Below are 14,325 nucleotides of genomic sequence, written 5' to 3' on the forward strand. Positions count from 1 at the left end.
ATGTCAAAGATTTCTAAGAAAATGTGCATGATCGGCGATTTTGGGGTGGGTAAAACCAGCTTAATTCGCCGATTCGTGGAACGGGAATTCAGCGATCGCTATTTGTCTACGGTCGGGGTGAAGATCTCGCGCAAAACGGTCGAACTGACTGACGTTGAGGCTCGTGGCGATGTCAGTTTGCAGTTGCTGATTTGGGATTTGGAAGGTCATACGAAGTTCAAGGCGATCGCCCCGTCTTACTTGCAAGGGTCGAGTGGGGCGCTGGTGGTGGCGGATTTGACTCGGGAAGAAACGGTCGATCGCATCGACGAACATATCAAGTTATTCGCTTCGGTCAACAAGTCCGGTTCGGTGGCGATCGCCCTCAATAAAACTGATTTGGTCGAACCGGAAAAATTACCGATGCTCTTGGGAATTGCCAAGGCTTCCCTCGATCGCCTCTCCGAGGCGGAGCGATCGCGCGCGATCGCCACGTTCACGACCTCCGCAAAAACGGGCAAGGATGTAGACTCGATTTTTGAAAAACTCTCCTACACCATGCTCGAATCCGCTAAATAGTTTCTGTAGTTTCTGTAGGGCGCACGTTTTACTCGCCCTCAAATCCACAATCTACAATCTACAAGAGCGAATCCTCTGCAATGTCCCCCCGGCATACAGTTGGCACTCTTGCACCGCCAATCCCGCCTCGCGTAGTAACCCAGGTAAGTCGGTTTCGAGCAGTCGCCACGCCGTTTCGGTTTCAAATAAGGCCATAAAAGCTGCCAAACCCGGCCAAAAAAGCGGATTCGTGGGGCGGTGGAGGTCGATCAGCACGAATTGACCTCCCGGTTTCAAGACGCGATAGACCTCAGCGAGGATTTGGCGCAATTGGTCCGGTTGCATTTCGTGGAGGGCGACGCTGGTATGCACGAGGTCGAAGCGAGCGTCTGAAAAGGGCATGTTTTCCGCAAAGCCTTCGACGTAATCCGCTTCGGGAACGTTATTTTTAGCCCGTGTTATCGAGAGAGGGGAGGCATCGAGTCCGGTGACATTTTGCGAATACTTCACCAGATATCGAGTGGCTTGGGCGCTGCCGCAACATAAATCGAGGACGGCGCTGTCTGGGGTGAGGGTGACCCCTTGAAGCGGTAACTGGTGAAAGCGACGCGGACCGCCGACGGCGAGAGCGGCGACGGCGGAAATGCTGTCGTAAAGCCACTGATATCGATAACTCCAGTCTCTGAGAATTGTTGCCACAGTCGATCCCTCGTTGCGGTGTCGGTTCGATCGCAAGGTAACTTATCCAACCAGTTTATTGTTAAAATCGGTAACGAAAATGAAAACTTTTGGGAAACAATAACTACTATGGGCCGTGTTGGGGTATTGCTCCTTAATTTGGGAGGACCGGAACAGCTAGAAGATGTCCGTCCTTTTCTTTATAATCTTTTTTCCGATCCAGAAATTATTCGGTTGCCGTTTCGCTGGTTGCAGCGTCCCCTAGCATGGCTGATTTCGAGCCTGCGAACGCAGAAGTCGGAGGACAATTATCGCGAAATTGGCGGCGGTTCTCCCCTGCGACGGATTACGGAAGAACAGGCGATCGCCCTTCAAGACAATCTGCAACAGGACGGACACGAAGCGCAAGTTTATATCGGGATGCGCTACTGGCACCCATTCACCGAGGAAGCGCTCGAACGGATCAAGCGCGATCGGGTCGAAGAACTGGTCATTTTGCCGCTTTACCCGCAATTTTCTATCAGTACGAGCGGGTCGAGTTTCCGTCTTCTTGAAAAGTTATGGCAAGAAGACCCCTATTTCGAGCGGGTGAAATATACGGTCATTCCCTCGTGGTACAAGCGCCAGGGCTATCTCAACGCGATGGCGCAGTTGATCGCCCAAGAACTCGATCGCTTTGACAATCCCGATGGGGTGCATATTTTCTTCAGCGCTCACGGCGTCCCCTCGAGCTACGTGGAGGAAGCGGGCGACCCCTACCAGCGCGAGATCGAAGAATGTACCGAGCTGATTTTACGCACTCTGAACCGACCGAACGAACATACCCTCGCCTATCAAAGTCGGGTCGGTCCGGTGGAATGGATCAAACCCTATACGGAAGAGGCCCTAGTGGAACTCGGCGATCGCGGGGTGAAGGATTTACTGGTGGTGCCGATTAGTTTCGTCTCGGAACATATCGAAACGTTGCAAGAAATCGATATCGAATATCGCGAACTCGCCGAAGAAGCGGGGATCGATAATTTTCAGCGCGTCCCGGCGCTCAATACCCATCCGGTGTTTATCGAAGATCTCGCGGCGATGACCCTCGAAGCCCTTGACGGGCCGAGTCTGAAGTTTGAGGACGTGATGCGTCCGGAAGAGAATTTCAAGATGTACCCGCAAGAACGTTGGGAATGGGGAATGACGACGGCGGCGGAAGTCTGGAACGGACGCTTGGCGATGATTGGCTTTATTGCTTTGTTAATCGAGTTGATTAGCGGTCACGGTCCTCTGCACTATGTGGGCTTGCTTTGAGGGGATTGGAGGCGCGGATGGTCGCGTCTCTAGATTCTCTGTCTGTGGATCCTTTCTGTGGATGCTTTTGTGCGGATGCTTGGCGAAGGCGCTCAGTCCGGTTTGTGGGTGGGGTGTTGGCCCCGAGGTCGGTTGAGATACCATTTGTACCATTCTTGGGAGCTGCGAATCGCCAGCCACAGGAGGAGTAGGGCGATCGTGCCGCCTTCTTTGGGGGAATCGAAGGCGAGCAGGACGAGGGCGACGCAAAGACCGTCTTGGGACAGGATGACCCACAGGGGCAGTTTTCCGAGTCGGTAGAACCAACCGACTTGAACGAGTTGGAGGACGAGGGCGAGCAATCCACCGACGATCCCGACGATCGCGATCGAGATTTCGGGGATGTCGCTGGCTTCGGTGGTGGTGGCGGTGGCGATCGCCATCCCCATGATCGCGCCGACGAGGGGACTCAAGATCAGTTGAACCAGTTGTAAGAGGCGCTGACCCCACAGTTGTTTGGAGGCGAATAACTCGAACAACGACCAACTGACGAGGACGCCGAGGGTGACTTCCGGGGAAAACCGAGACAGTAGGGGAACCCTCGCCCACAGTGTATCGCTTTGTAACAAACCGATTAAGAGTAGGGGTAAGGCAATTCTCAACCCCCCGGCAGCCGAGGCGGAGAGTGCCGCAAGCAGTGCGATCATAATGGTTTTTTGCCTGCACGAACAGACCAAACGGTGTGACAAAGGGTTTGGGGTCGGGGGGAGCGATCGCGGGCGCGCTTCAAGGGCAAACATTGCAAGACTCGCGATCGCCTTGGGGTTAATACATCCCTCTTCTTTAGTCTAAAGCTTTGTCCTCTAAATGGGGTTTGTCGATTCTCCCTTCTAGGGATTTTATTTTAACTTGCAATTTATTCTCGCCCCCGATCGCCCGCGATCGCCTCGGGGAGTTTTCTGCCTGCCACAAAATCAGAAATTTTCAAGGGCATTTTTACGGAAGTTGCGATCGCGCTCATTTAAAAAGTGAGTTTTGTAACTGAAACCAAAACCAAAAACTGTAACTTATAATACAGTTATCGGGATTCAGATACTCCTTCAAGGCTCGAACCACTCGTTAATAAGCAAACCGTATTAAAACAGCCTTTGATTTCACTGATGCTTATTTCCATCGGTAGGGGATCGCCGATCGCGCCACGACCGATGCCAGATCGACAACGAAACGACCCCCCGGGCGATCGGGGAATTTCCCGTTTTTTGCCGTGAATTCGAGTCAGCCGTCGAGCCCTAAGTACCGGGTTTCTCTTCCCCCTAAAATCAACAATAGGAGACTCGTCGGACCATGCACGATTCATTATTTGCCGATGCCAGTACCCGCCTCGAACGGGCGATGAAATACGTTTCCATTTCCGAAGACGCCCTCGAATATTTAAAATATCCGAAAGCCAGTTTGAGTGTTTCCATCCCCGTTCGCATGGATAACGGCAGCCTCAAAATTTTTCCCGGCTATCGCGTCCGCTACGACGACACGCGCGGTCCGGGAAAAGGAGGCATCCGCTACCATCCCAACGTCACCCTCGACGAAGTGACCTCCCTCGCCTTTTGGATGACCTTTAAATGCGCCGTCCTCAACCTGCCCTTTGGGGGCGCCAAAGGCGGCGTCGCCGTCAACCCGAAAAGTCTCTCCAAACTCGAACTCGAACGCCTCAGTCGCGGCTACATCGACGCCATTGCCGATTTTATCGGCCCCGATGTCGATATCCCGGCCCCCGACGTCTACACCAACCCCACAATTATGGGTTGGATGATGGACCAATACAACATCATCCGTCGCAGTCTCAATCCCGCCGCCATCACCGGAAAACCCGTCACCCTCGGCGGTAGTTTGGGACGCAACACCGCTACGGGAACGGGCGCCTTTTTCGCCATTGAAACCCTCATGCAAAAATTCGATCGCCTCCCCGCCGAGACTACCGTCGCCGTTCAAGGCTTCGGAAATGCGGGTAGTGTCGTCGCCGACCTCCTCTCCAAAGCGGGATATAAAGTGGTCGCCGTCAGCGATTCCAAAGGCGGAATTTACGCCAAGCAAGGACTCGACATCCCCAGCATCCGACAGTACAAAGAATCGAATCGCAGCATTCAAGCGGTTTACTGCGAAGGGACGGTTTGCAATATTGTCGAACATGTGGTGATTACTAACGAAGAACTCTTGGCCCTCGATGTCGATATTCTCATCCCCGCCGCTTTAGAAAATCAAATTACCCAAGAGAATGTCAAAGACATTAAAGCCAAATATATCTTTGAAGTCGCTAACGGTCCGATTAGTTCCGACGCCGATCTCGTCTTAGAAGAACGGGGAATTTACGTGATTCCCGATATTTTAGTCAACGCCGGAGGGGTCACGGTCAGCTATTTTGAATGGGTTCAAAATCGCAACGGTTTGTATTGGTCTCTCAATGAGGTTAACCAACGCTTGAAACAGAAAATTGTTGAAGAAACCGAACGGATTTGGGAAATCTCCCAAGAATTTGCAATTTCGATGCGAACGGCGGCTTACGTCCACGGTTTGAACCGCCTCGGAGAAGCCCTCAGTGCCAAAGGAACCCGGGATTATTACAACTCCCAGCATTAAGCGACTCTAATTTGAGTTAGCTTCGTAAAATATCGGCCAAAGGAAGGAGGCGATCGCTCTTTTCTTTGGCTTTAATCTTTGGCTTTAATTTTAATAGGATTATTCCGGGGGCGATCGCCGCGTTTGGCCATTGCCGCGATCGCCCCAAACCGCTAAACTTTAAAAGAAACCTCCCTCGATCTCAATCCGACCTCGCAACTGCCAACAACCCATTCTCCATTCTCCTAATGCAGCTATGACTGACGGTATTTATATCCTGGCGAATGATATCGTTTTTGACCAGGCGATCGCCTTACTTAACAGTATTGAAGTGAACGCCGGACAAGATTTTCCCGTTTGTATTATTCCTTACGACGATCGCCTCGACCGCCTCCGCCAGGAGTTGCGATCGCGCCCGAATGTCGAACTGTTTGAAGATAAAACAATTCTCAATCATTGGGAGGAATTTGCAACGAAAATTTGGCGGTCTCATCCGGATGCGATTCCCATTTGGAAACAAAAAGGAATCGCCGGAAACAATGGGATTTATCGCTTGGGAATGCACCGCCGATTTTGTGGATTTGACGGAATTTTCGATCGCTTTATTTATTTAGATGCCGATATTCTCATTCTCGATAAATTACAGCCCTTTTTTGACGGACTGGATGAATTCGATGCAGTGGTTTACGACTATCAATATAAAGATTTAGCCCATGTTTTCCGTTCCACCCCAAAACTAGAAGCGCTGTTTCCGGGCGATCGTCTTCAAAATATCTTTTGTGCGGGCTTGTACTGCTCGAAAAAAGGATTATTTGACGAAGCTAAACAAGAAGAGTTACTGTCGCACCTGAAAGCAGGAGAAGCGGAAGTTTTATATCCGAATGCACCGGATCAAACGATTATTAATTACATGATGATGCGATCGGGCTTATCTGTTTGCAATTTTACCCGACATTGGCCCCCCGGTCGCGCGACGGGATGCTGCGTCACTTCGCCCCATTTTGAACAACGAGACAATTTAGTTTACGATTGTGGCGTTCGCCTGACTTACTTGCATTATATTGGCTTATCTTCTGGGATTTTTGAGCAACTTTGTCGCGGTGAAAATATTGATTTTCCTTATCGGGAAACCTTTTTACACTACCGTTATTTACACGAACCGGAAAAGCGACCGCAGTTTCATGGAAAACCCAAACCTTACAATCCACCGCCAAGTTTGACGGCGCGTTTTCTTAGAAAATTGAAATTAAAAAAGTGAGGAAAATTTGATGACCCGTGGCATTTATATTACCGCCAACGATCGCGCGATCGAGCAGACGATCGCCCTCCTCAAAAGTATTCGATTGCACGATCGCGAAACCGCGATCGTTCTGATTCCTTACGATGACAATTATCGGCAACTATACGCGGCGATCGGCGAAAAATATGGCGTTACTGTTTACGAAGATCTCGACTTTATCAAACGTTTATCTGAGAATTTACAATCCATTTTTGGAGAGAACTTTTTTGCTCGTCCCAATCAATTTCGCAAGCAGGCGTGCTGGTTCGGACCTTTCGATGAATTTCTTTATATCGACACGGATATCGTCGTTTTTGAAAAAATTGTTGATAATTTAGACTATTTACAAGAATACGATTTTATTTATTGCGATTACCAATTTGTCGGCGGCATCAAAAACGTCTTTACAAATCAAGTTTTTGAAGATAATGTCTTTACTCAAGAAGAGGTTAAAGATATTTTCAATGGCGGCTTTTGGGGATCGAAGAAAAACTTAATTTCCGAGCAAGATTTATACGATAGTTTTAATGAATGCGCCCGCCATCCAGAATATTTTGACTTTTCTCAAAAAACCTCCGACCAACCGATCGTTAATTACATGATGCTCAAGCGGATTCCCCGGCGGTTTAATATTGTCCGCCGTCCCGGTGGGGCGCCGGGAAGTTGGGCGGGCAGTGCTAAATTTAAAATAGAAGACAATATCCCGATCGATCCGGATGTAAAACAGCCTTTACAATACCTCCATTGGGCGGGAATTCGCATCGAACCGGGTTGTCCTTATTGGGAAATTTGGGAACATTATCGCTATCTGAACGAACCGAAGCCGGAGCGATCGCCGGAACCCCCAAGTCCCCCCAATCTGTTGCAACAAATTATTGGTAAAATAAAAAGAAAGTTTGATTAGTTTTTATTTCAGGAATTACAGCTAACAATATGATCGACTCGAATTATAATTTTTGTTTTTCAACCTTGGCTTTGGGAGAAACATATCGGGGATTAGCCCGGGAATTGATCGGAGATTTAGAAAAATATTGTCCTGCGGTTTCTTTATATATTTACACGGACAATCCTCAATTTTTTAGCGGTAAATATGGAATCAAAATTTTTGGTTTCAAACATCGAAAAAAAGGGATTTTACATTGCTATCACGACAAACGTTTTGTCATTGAAAAGGCGTTGGTTGACTTTGCAACAGTTATCCATATTGATGCGGATAGTCGCATTGTCAATCCCGTAGAGGCGATCGAGTTTCCGCCGGGAATTACGGGAAATCACGAAAATTTAATCGAACACGTGACCCGAGACAATCCCCAGCAATTAAAATATATGCAAAAGTTAGCCGATAAACTCGATCTTGATTTAGAAAAAGTCGATTGGATTGGCGAATCTGCGTTCGTCGTTCGCCGGGATTTCGGTAAAGAAATCGAGTTTGTTAAAACTTGGGGGGAAATTGGCACTTATTTAGAATTGCATGGAATTCACTCCGGTAGTGGAAATGCGATCGGTTTGGCGGCGGCGAAGGTCGGATGGCAAGTCGATCGAAATGAAAATTGGCAAAACTTGACTCAAGCTATTCAAAATTTAGAGACATCTCGTAAAAACTCATCTCCTCCTTTATTCGAGAATTTCAAACAACGTTTAGATTATTATTACCGCTTGAATACAACTCGCTTAACTGCGGCGATCGAGAATTTTGATTTTTATTATGGATCGAATACAAATGATTCAAAATAGAGAGTGATGGTCTAGAGAAACATAAAATTAGAGATCTCTTTCAAGCTTGCTATCAACTAGCAAAACCTTATGATTGTTTGTAAATCCGATGCTAAATGCAGCTTGAAATTGACTCGCATGAAACGCGAGTTAGAAGTTCTCTTCGGACGTCAGGTGGATTTACTCACGGGACAGGCGATCGCTCAACGTCACAATTGGATCCGACGGGCAAATATTTTAGAATCGGCTAAACAGATTTATTGTCTTCAGTAAAATAAATTTTTACAATCTTTCTAAAGCTCATGAGCTAGATCTTAGAAACGTGATTCTCGCTTAAGCGGGAATTACGTCATATCATAGTATCTCATTATAGTGAAATCTATAATTAAATAGCATAAAATGTAGTCACTGACATAGTTCTATTGCTTTGTTGCAAAGTAACTCAGCTCTTTTCTTTAAAAAAGTATTGAAATCATCATTTAACATTTCCGTTATAGAACAAAAATTGCTTTCTAGTATTTTTTCTCGTTCTCCTACATCTTTGGACATTTTGTTCTGGCAGTAATCACTTGGTGGGCTGTCTTTTATGGTATTATTATCACTTCGAGAAAGCATACAAAAGTTTGCCAGACAATTAATATCTTTTTTATCGCAACGTTTCCTTTCTAAATATGCTTTAGGAAAAATGTGGTGAAATTCGTTTTTATTGCCTTTAGAAAGTACATCAGTGAGAGTAATCTTACTACTTGAAATCATATTTAATGGTTCATTTTGTGCTAACAACAAAATGAAAGTTCTTGTGGCAATTGAGGACATGTAAAACCTGGTATTTAAAAAATAAGTTGGTTCTATTGTTACTGAAAAGTTACCAAGTTCACTTGGGTTGCCATTTTTAAGTTTTTCTACTTCTTGTAAATCGGTATCAGCTACTTTTACTCCTCCTCTAGAATATCTTTGAGAAAAACAAGAACGCCAAAACCACCTAATTAGAATTGTACATTGTTCACTAGAGAGAGGATATTCTTTGCTTGAAGAGGCAAAAAAGCATGTAAGAACAACTAAAATATTTTCCATTGGTAAAAGCTTAATAGAAAAAATATTAAAGTTGACCTTTAAAAAATCAATAGCATTAAAAATTCCATTCTTGATTTTCTCAAACTCCTGTCTTACTGTATCTCCTGGCAAATCGAGGAAAGCTTCTGGATTTACACTGCTCATAATAGCAGCAGAACAGCATTTTAAGAGTAAATCCGAACCTATATCTTTAAATCCAAATGATTCTAATTCTTCAGAAAGCTCTTTAAACTGTTCTTGTAAATCAAATTCTTCACTCCAGTTCCAGACAGACAATAAATCAAAGGTATTTAAATCTATTTTTTGTCTATTAATTCTTTCAAAAACTGTTGCCACATACTTTTTTTCTTCATTTTCAAATCGTTCAATTGGTATTCTAGCTTTCTGAAATCTATCAACTAAACCATCTATTTTTTCAGCTAGATCTTCATCTAGACTTCGAGTAGCTTTCCTATACTTGGAACTATTAAAAACATATTTTAAGGGAAAGAATTTATTTGTATCGTAGTTTTCGGAATCCTCCAAATACTTAAAGGGAACAGTATCTTCACTTTCTATCTCAAAAAATAAATTTGTCCAGTTGGTTTCTTGATTTTCTTCAGGAGAGAGTGTATTTTGAAAAATACCGAAAATGGACGTAATTCTCTGTTGACCATCTAAAACATAATCTATTGGATACTCTAGATCGCTATTTAGTAATTTGTATGGCCCTAAATTCCTTTCTGTACGTAATGGATTCTTAGTTCTCCAAAGTAATATAGAACCAAAAGGAAAACCCCTATAAATACTATCTATAAAGTAAGATACTCTATTTTGCTCCCAAACAAATCCTCTTTGAAAAGAAGGAATTCTGATTCTTCCACGTTGGATATCTTGAATTAAGTCGTTAATAAAATAGTAAGTTTCAGCCATAATCTATTTCTATTCAGTTGACAGCATTTTTTGATAAGACCGTTTACACTCAAAGACTTAGATTTTTTGTGTCATGGCTATGATAATTGTTATTTCGCTTCCCCATCAACTATTAAGGGTAACATCAACAAGAATCTATGCGTTTCTCGCTCAAGGTAAACATATTATTGCGAAATTGAGACAATTATAATATCGCAAATACTGTTTTTTGGGTAGACAGAACATATATATCATACATTCCGACTTGAAATCAAGGTGATTTGATCGACACTTTTTAGAAAAGTTAAAATAATTAAAAAAACATCAATTTTTGTACATTTTTGTATAAAATAATTACATATTAACACCTCATCCATGAAAAGAATTAGATATAGTAAAGATGTAGATGTTTTACTCATCGAACTGTCAGAAGATCCGATCGCCTATGCAGAAGAGGAAAGATCGGTCATTCTCCTTTAACCAATATTTCTCGAAAGCAGTCCTCGCCGATCTGATGTCAACGGTTGAAGTCTCGTAAATTCAGCCCGATCGCCCGTCCCGGGACTCCTCCGGATGGCTATATTCAAATTTTGAATATATAATGGAAGAATAGAGATCCCCCCCTGCGTCTATGGCGAACCGGAAAGCAGACGACCCCCTCAATCTGACCTTGACCGAAGAAGCGATCCTCAATGCACTGATGTTTCGCGAACGCTACGGTTTGGAGATTATGAACGCGATCGCCCAAGCGAGTCACGGCGATCGCACGATCGGTTTTAGTTCCCTTTACCCGACCTTACGCAAACTCGAAAAACGCGGTTTCGTGACCTCCCGATGGGGGGACGAACGACCCGACGAAACCACGGGCGCCCGCAGGCGTTACTACAAAATCACGGGTTCCGGGATCCGGGCGATCGAGAAAAAACAAGCGTTTCTCAAAACGTTACAAGACTTAAACCCCGCATTTTGAGGTTGTTTCACCATGTCGAGACGGTTTCGCAATCCCCATCCGATCGCCCGATTCGTGCAAAGACTGGCGCGATCGCTCCTGTATTTGTTCGGCGAACTGACTATATATCTCACAATATTGGCGGTAACCGCGCTGTTGGTCGCTTGGGGACTATCGGTAAAAATCGCCCTAGGAATAGGTATAACCTTAAGCGGCTTGGTAGCAATCGTGAGTTTTTGGGCTTACCGACAACACCGACTCGCGATCGGGCGATCGCGCGATCGCGACGCCCCGAGCTTGCACGGTGACGTAAAATTCGCCGACTGGATCGCCCAAACCCTTGCCCGCAAAGCTCCTCGGGAGTGGGAAGAATATCAAGATTGGCTGCATGACATCCTCCTTGCCCGTCGGCAAATGCTCGACGAGGGCGATCGCCCCTGGCAAGTCACCGCCCTCACTTACGGGCGACTAATAGCACTTTGTGTTACAGTCGCCCGGATTAAACTGCGACGCTGGGCAATGCTCCTACAGAGACGGTAGGCGATCGCCCCTCGCACAAATCGCGATTAGTCGGACTTCGTCGCCGCATCTACAATCAATTTCCGCGCTACGGTTTGGATTCCCGTATGCTCGTAATAATTGGTGGTTTGATCTAAAAAAGCGGCGACAAAATCGAGATTATCGTCGGTAAATTGAATAAATTGTCCGAGGCGACTGGAGATTTTTTGAGGGGTTACACCAGTCTTGGCCACTAACCCATTCATCCAGCCTTGAACCGAGTTAAATCCTTGAGTAATAAAGCCAAACTTATCGGAATTACTACTGCCGGGAATGGCATTATTTACGGCTAAAAATACTGGATTGCTCGCCACTACACTCGCATCTGAATTGTCGATAATGCTGTGAACCTTGCCGAGAAAGTCAGGGCCTAATGGAACCAAAGCATCGAGGCAAACTAAAGCATTCATCCGCATTAAGGCCGCATCTTGGTAGTTGTTGGTCAACGCACTGGCAAACTCGCGGGGATTCGGCTGCGGAATGCCGTTGAGCTTGCAATAGGCAATGACTTCAACGGCCAGTTTTAGGATCAGATCGACACTTTGAGTTTGGTCTGCTTTCGGGGTAATTTTGCTTAAAAAGGATAAAAAGCCAATTTTTTCGCCAACTTTATTGGCTAAAGCCGCCGCAGCCATTGCCGTGTCTGCTTTATCGATGGTTTGATAAAGTTTGACGGCAGTTTGATAACCATTTTTGGGATCGTTATAGAGGGCGATCGCGCGATCGCGGATTTTGGCGATTTTCTTCGGCTTCGTTTTGCCCGTCACCGCAACAATAGTGTTGTCAAATCCGACGATATTTTCCCACTGACCGGGCATTAAATAATCGACAGCTTTCAAAACTTTAACGGTAATATTATCCGTCGGCAATCCGTCAACTAACTCGACGATCGATTTGTCCACAACGGGAACCTCTTGTTAGGGAAAGACAATGGTTTAATTGTATCGAAATTTGGGGCGATCGCCTCGGGTTCGATCTTGAAAATTAACAATAACAACCATTATTATTTATCGATAAATCCTCGGTTAATCCGATCGCTATTGAAGCCGCCCGCGAGATCGCCCCTACAGAAAAACACCTTCGTGACGTAAAATAAATCTCCATCCGCTTTTTGCACTCGCCCTCAACCGCCATGTACTCTGATTATCTCACCCGAATTCTCAACGCTCGCGTTTACGACGTCGCGCAAGAATCGCCCTTAGAATACGCGCCGAATTTGTCCGCGCGCCTGCACAATCAACTGCTCCTCAAACGGGAAGACATGCAATCGGTGTTTTCCTTTAAATTGCGCGGCGCCTACAACAAAATGGCCCAATTGCCGCCGGATTTGCTCGCTCAAGGGGTGATTGCGGCGTCGGCGGGCAACCACGCCCAAGGGGTAGCCCTCGGCGCCTCGCGCTTGGGAACCCGCGCCATCATTGTCATGCCCGTGACCACGCCCCAGGTGAAGGTCGATGCGGTCAACGCCCGTGGCGGCGAGGTCGTCCTGCACGGCGAGACCTATGACGACGCCTATGCATACGCCCGCCAGCTCGAAAGTGAGAAAGGAATGACCTTCATTCACCCGTTTGACGACCCCGACGTGATCGCCGGACAGGGAACAATTGGTATGGAGATTTTACGCCAGTATCAAAAACCGATTCACGCGATTTTCGTCGCTATTGGCGGTGGGGGCTTGATTGCGGGGGTGGCGGCGTATGTCAAGCGTTTGCGCCCGGAAATTAAGGTGATCGGGGTCGAACCCGTGGATGCGGACGCCATGCACCAATCGCTCAAAGCCGGATATCGCGTGCGTTTGCCGCAAGTCGGGTTATTTGCGGACGGCGTGGCGGTGCGATCGGTCGGCAAAGAAACATTCCGTCTGTGCCAGCAGTATATTGACGATATTATCTTAGTGGGTACGGACGATACTTGTGCGGCGATTAAAGATGTTTTTGAGGATACAAGATCGATTGTAGAACCTGCCGGGGCTTTGGCGATCGCCGGGGCCAAAGCCTATGTGGAACGGGAGCAAATTGAGGGACAAACTTTAGTGGCGATCGCCTGCGGGGCAAATATGAATTTCGATCGCCTCCGGTTTGTCGCCGAACGGGCGGAATTGGGGGAACGTCGCGAGGCAATTTTTGCCGTTACCATTCCCGAAACTCCCGGCAGTTTGCGTAAATTTGGCGAATGTATTGGCAAGCGCAATTTAACTGAATTTAACTATCGCATTGCCGACGAAAAAGAAGCGCATATTTTTGTCGGAATGCAAATTCAAAACCGCGCCGATGCCGCCAAAATGGTAGAAACTTTTCAAGCCAATGGCTTTAAAACCATCGATTTAACCGACGACGAATTGACGAAACTGCACTTGCGTCACATGGTCGGCGGGCGATCGCCCCTCGCCCACAACGAGTTAATTTATCGGTTTGAATTTCCCGAACGTCCCGGGGCTTTATTGAAATTTGTCAGTTCGATGAGCCGCAATTGGAATATTAGTTTATTCCATTATCGCAATAACGGTTCGGACTACGGACGGATTGTGGTAGGAATGCAGGTTCCCCCGGAAGAAATGGAAGAATGGCAGGCGTTTCTGAATTCGTTGGATTATCGCTATTGGGACGAAAATCAAAATCCAGCCTATAAGTTATTTTTGGCGTAAAACTGAGGACAAATAGGGAACATTCTGCGACGGGCGATCGGCCTTTTTTTAGGGTGATCGCTCTTGTTATTGACGAAGGCAGCTAAATTGAATGAAACTCGTTACAATTAAGTCACT

General features: G+C 46.4%; 16 protein-coding genes. 12 read left to right on the forward strand and 4 right to left on the reverse strand.

Annotated features, from left to right (window positions below; all coding sequences use genetic code 11):
• Positions 1-558, forward strand: coding sequence for a Rab family GTPase (locus HCG48_RS16230; protein WP_168570085.1), 558 nt, complete (start codon positions 1-3; stop codon positions 556-558).
• 51 nt (positions 559-609) lie between these two features.
• Here the strand turns inward: HCG48_RS16230 and HCG48_RS16235 are convergent, their stop codons facing one another.
• Complete coding sequence (locus HCG48_RS16235; protein WP_168570086.1) at positions 610-1,236, reverse strand: class I SAM-dependent methyltransferase; 627 nt, start codon at positions 1,234-1,236, stop codon at positions 610-612.
• A 108-nt stretch (positions 1,237-1,344) separates the two neighbouring features.
• Between HCG48_RS16235 and hemH the strand changes: the two genes are divergently transcribed.
• Positions 1,345-2,508 carry a ferrochelatase gene (gene hemH / locus HCG48_RS16240; RefSeq protein WP_168570087.1) on the forward strand — a complete coding sequence of 388 codons (1,164 nt, stop codon included), beginning with the start codon at positions 1,345-1,347 and terminating at the stop codon, positions 2,506-2,508.
• A gap of 92 nt (positions 2,509-2,600) precedes the next feature.
• Here hemH and HCG48_RS16245 read toward each other — a convergent pair whose 3' ends face one another.
• Positions 2,601-3,194: a DUF4126 domain-containing protein gene (locus HCG48_RS16245; RefSeq protein WP_168570088.1), complete on the reverse strand. Its 594-nt coding sequence runs from the start codon at positions 3,192-3,194 to the stop codon at positions 2,601-2,603.
• A gap of 149 nt (positions 3,195-3,343) precedes the next feature.
• Between HCG48_RS16245 and HCG48_RS25525 the strand changes: the two genes are divergently transcribed.
• The 6 genes from HCG48_RS25525 to HCG48_RS16270 all read left to right on the forward strand — a co-directional run bounded on the left by HCG48_RS25525 (position 3,344) and on the right by HCG48_RS16270 (position 8,365).
• Positions 3,344-3,532, forward strand: coding sequence for a hypothetical protein (locus tag HCG48_RS25525; RefSeq protein ID WP_210437054.1), 189 nt, complete (start codon positions 3,344-3,346; stop codon positions 3,530-3,532).
• 299 nt (positions 3,533-3,831) lie between these two features.
• Entirely contained in the window at positions 3,832-5,121 is a 1,290-nt protein-coding gene (locus HCG48_RS16250) for a Glu/Leu/Phe/Val family dehydrogenase (protein WP_168570089.1), read from the forward strand.
• Between the two features lie 235 nt (positions 5,122-5,356).
• Positions 5,357-6,358 (forward strand): Npun_R2821/Npun_R2822 family protein, encoded by a 1,002-nt coding sequence (locus HCG48_RS16255; protein WP_168570090.1) that lies wholly within the window; start codon positions 5,357-5,359, stop codon positions 6,356-6,358.
• Positions 6,359-6,368: 10 nt separating this feature from the next.
• Entirely contained in the window at positions 6,369-7,283 is a 915-nt protein-coding gene (locus HCG48_RS16260; protein WP_168570091.1) for an Npun_R2821/Npun_R2822 family protein, read from the forward strand.
• Between the two features lie 71 nt (positions 7,284-7,354).
• Entirely contained in the window at positions 7,355-8,113 is a 759-nt protein-coding gene (locus HCG48_RS16265) for a hypothetical protein (protein WP_246259592.1), read from the forward strand.
• Positions 8,114-8,182: 69 nt separating this feature from the next.
• Entirely contained in the window at positions 8,183-8,365 is a 183-nt protein-coding gene (locus tag HCG48_RS16270; RefSeq protein WP_168570093.1) for a hypothetical protein, read from the forward strand.
• 132 nt (positions 8,366-8,497) lie between these two features.
• On the opposite strand, the gene HCG48_RS16275 is transcribed toward HCG48_RS16270, so the two are convergent.
• The gene (locus HCG48_RS16275) at positions 8,498-10,078 is read right to left on the reverse strand and encodes a DUF262 domain-containing protein (protein ID WP_168570094.1); all 1,581 of its coding nucleotides are present in this window, start codon (positions 10,076-10,078) and stop codon (positions 8,498-8,500) included.
• A gap of 354 nt (positions 10,079-10,432) precedes the next feature.
• Here HCG48_RS16275 and HCG48_RS16280 point away from each other — a divergent pair, with 354 nt between their 5' ends.
• From HCG48_RS16280 to HCG48_RS16290, 3 genes are all read left to right on the forward strand, one after another.
• Entirely contained in the window at positions 10,433-10,537 is a 105-nt protein-coding gene (locus HCG48_RS16280; RefSeq protein ID WP_168570095.1) for a DUF2283 domain-containing protein, read from the forward strand.
• A 151-nt stretch (positions 10,538-10,688) separates the two neighbouring features.
• Positions 10,689-11,027, forward strand: a complete 339-nt coding sequence (locus tag HCG48_RS16285; RefSeq protein WP_168570096.1) for a PadR family transcriptional regulator — start codon at positions 10,689-10,691, stop codon at positions 11,025-11,027.
• A gap of 12 nt (positions 11,028-11,039) precedes the next feature.
• On the forward strand, positions 11,040-11,546 hold the full coding sequence (locus HCG48_RS16290) for a hypothetical protein (protein WP_168570097.1): 507 nt from the start codon (positions 11,040-11,042) through the stop codon (positions 11,544-11,546).
• A gap of 26 nt (positions 11,547-11,572) precedes the next feature.
• On the opposite strand, the gene HCG48_RS16295 is transcribed toward HCG48_RS16290, so the two are convergent.
• Complete coding sequence (locus tag HCG48_RS16295) at positions 11,573-12,466, reverse strand: hypothetical protein (RefSeq protein ID WP_200665477.1); 894 nt, start codon at positions 12,464-12,466, stop codon at positions 11,573-11,575.
• Between the two features lie 209 nt (positions 12,467-12,675).
• Here HCG48_RS16295 and ilvA point away from each other — a divergent pair, with 209 nt between their 5' ends.
• A complete protein-coding gene (ilvA, locus tag HCG48_RS16300) occupies positions 12,676-14,208 on the forward strand; it encodes a threonine ammonia-lyase, biosynthetic (protein ID WP_281362012.1) in 1,533 nt (510 codons plus the stop codon).
• The last annotated feature ends 117 nt before the right edge of the window (positions 14,209-14,325 follow it).

This window comes from Oxynema aestuarii AP17, from assembly GCF_012295525.1.
Lineage (GTDB): Bacteria > Cyanobacteriota > Cyanobacteriia > Cyanobacteriales > Laspinemataceae > Oxynema > Oxynema aestuarii.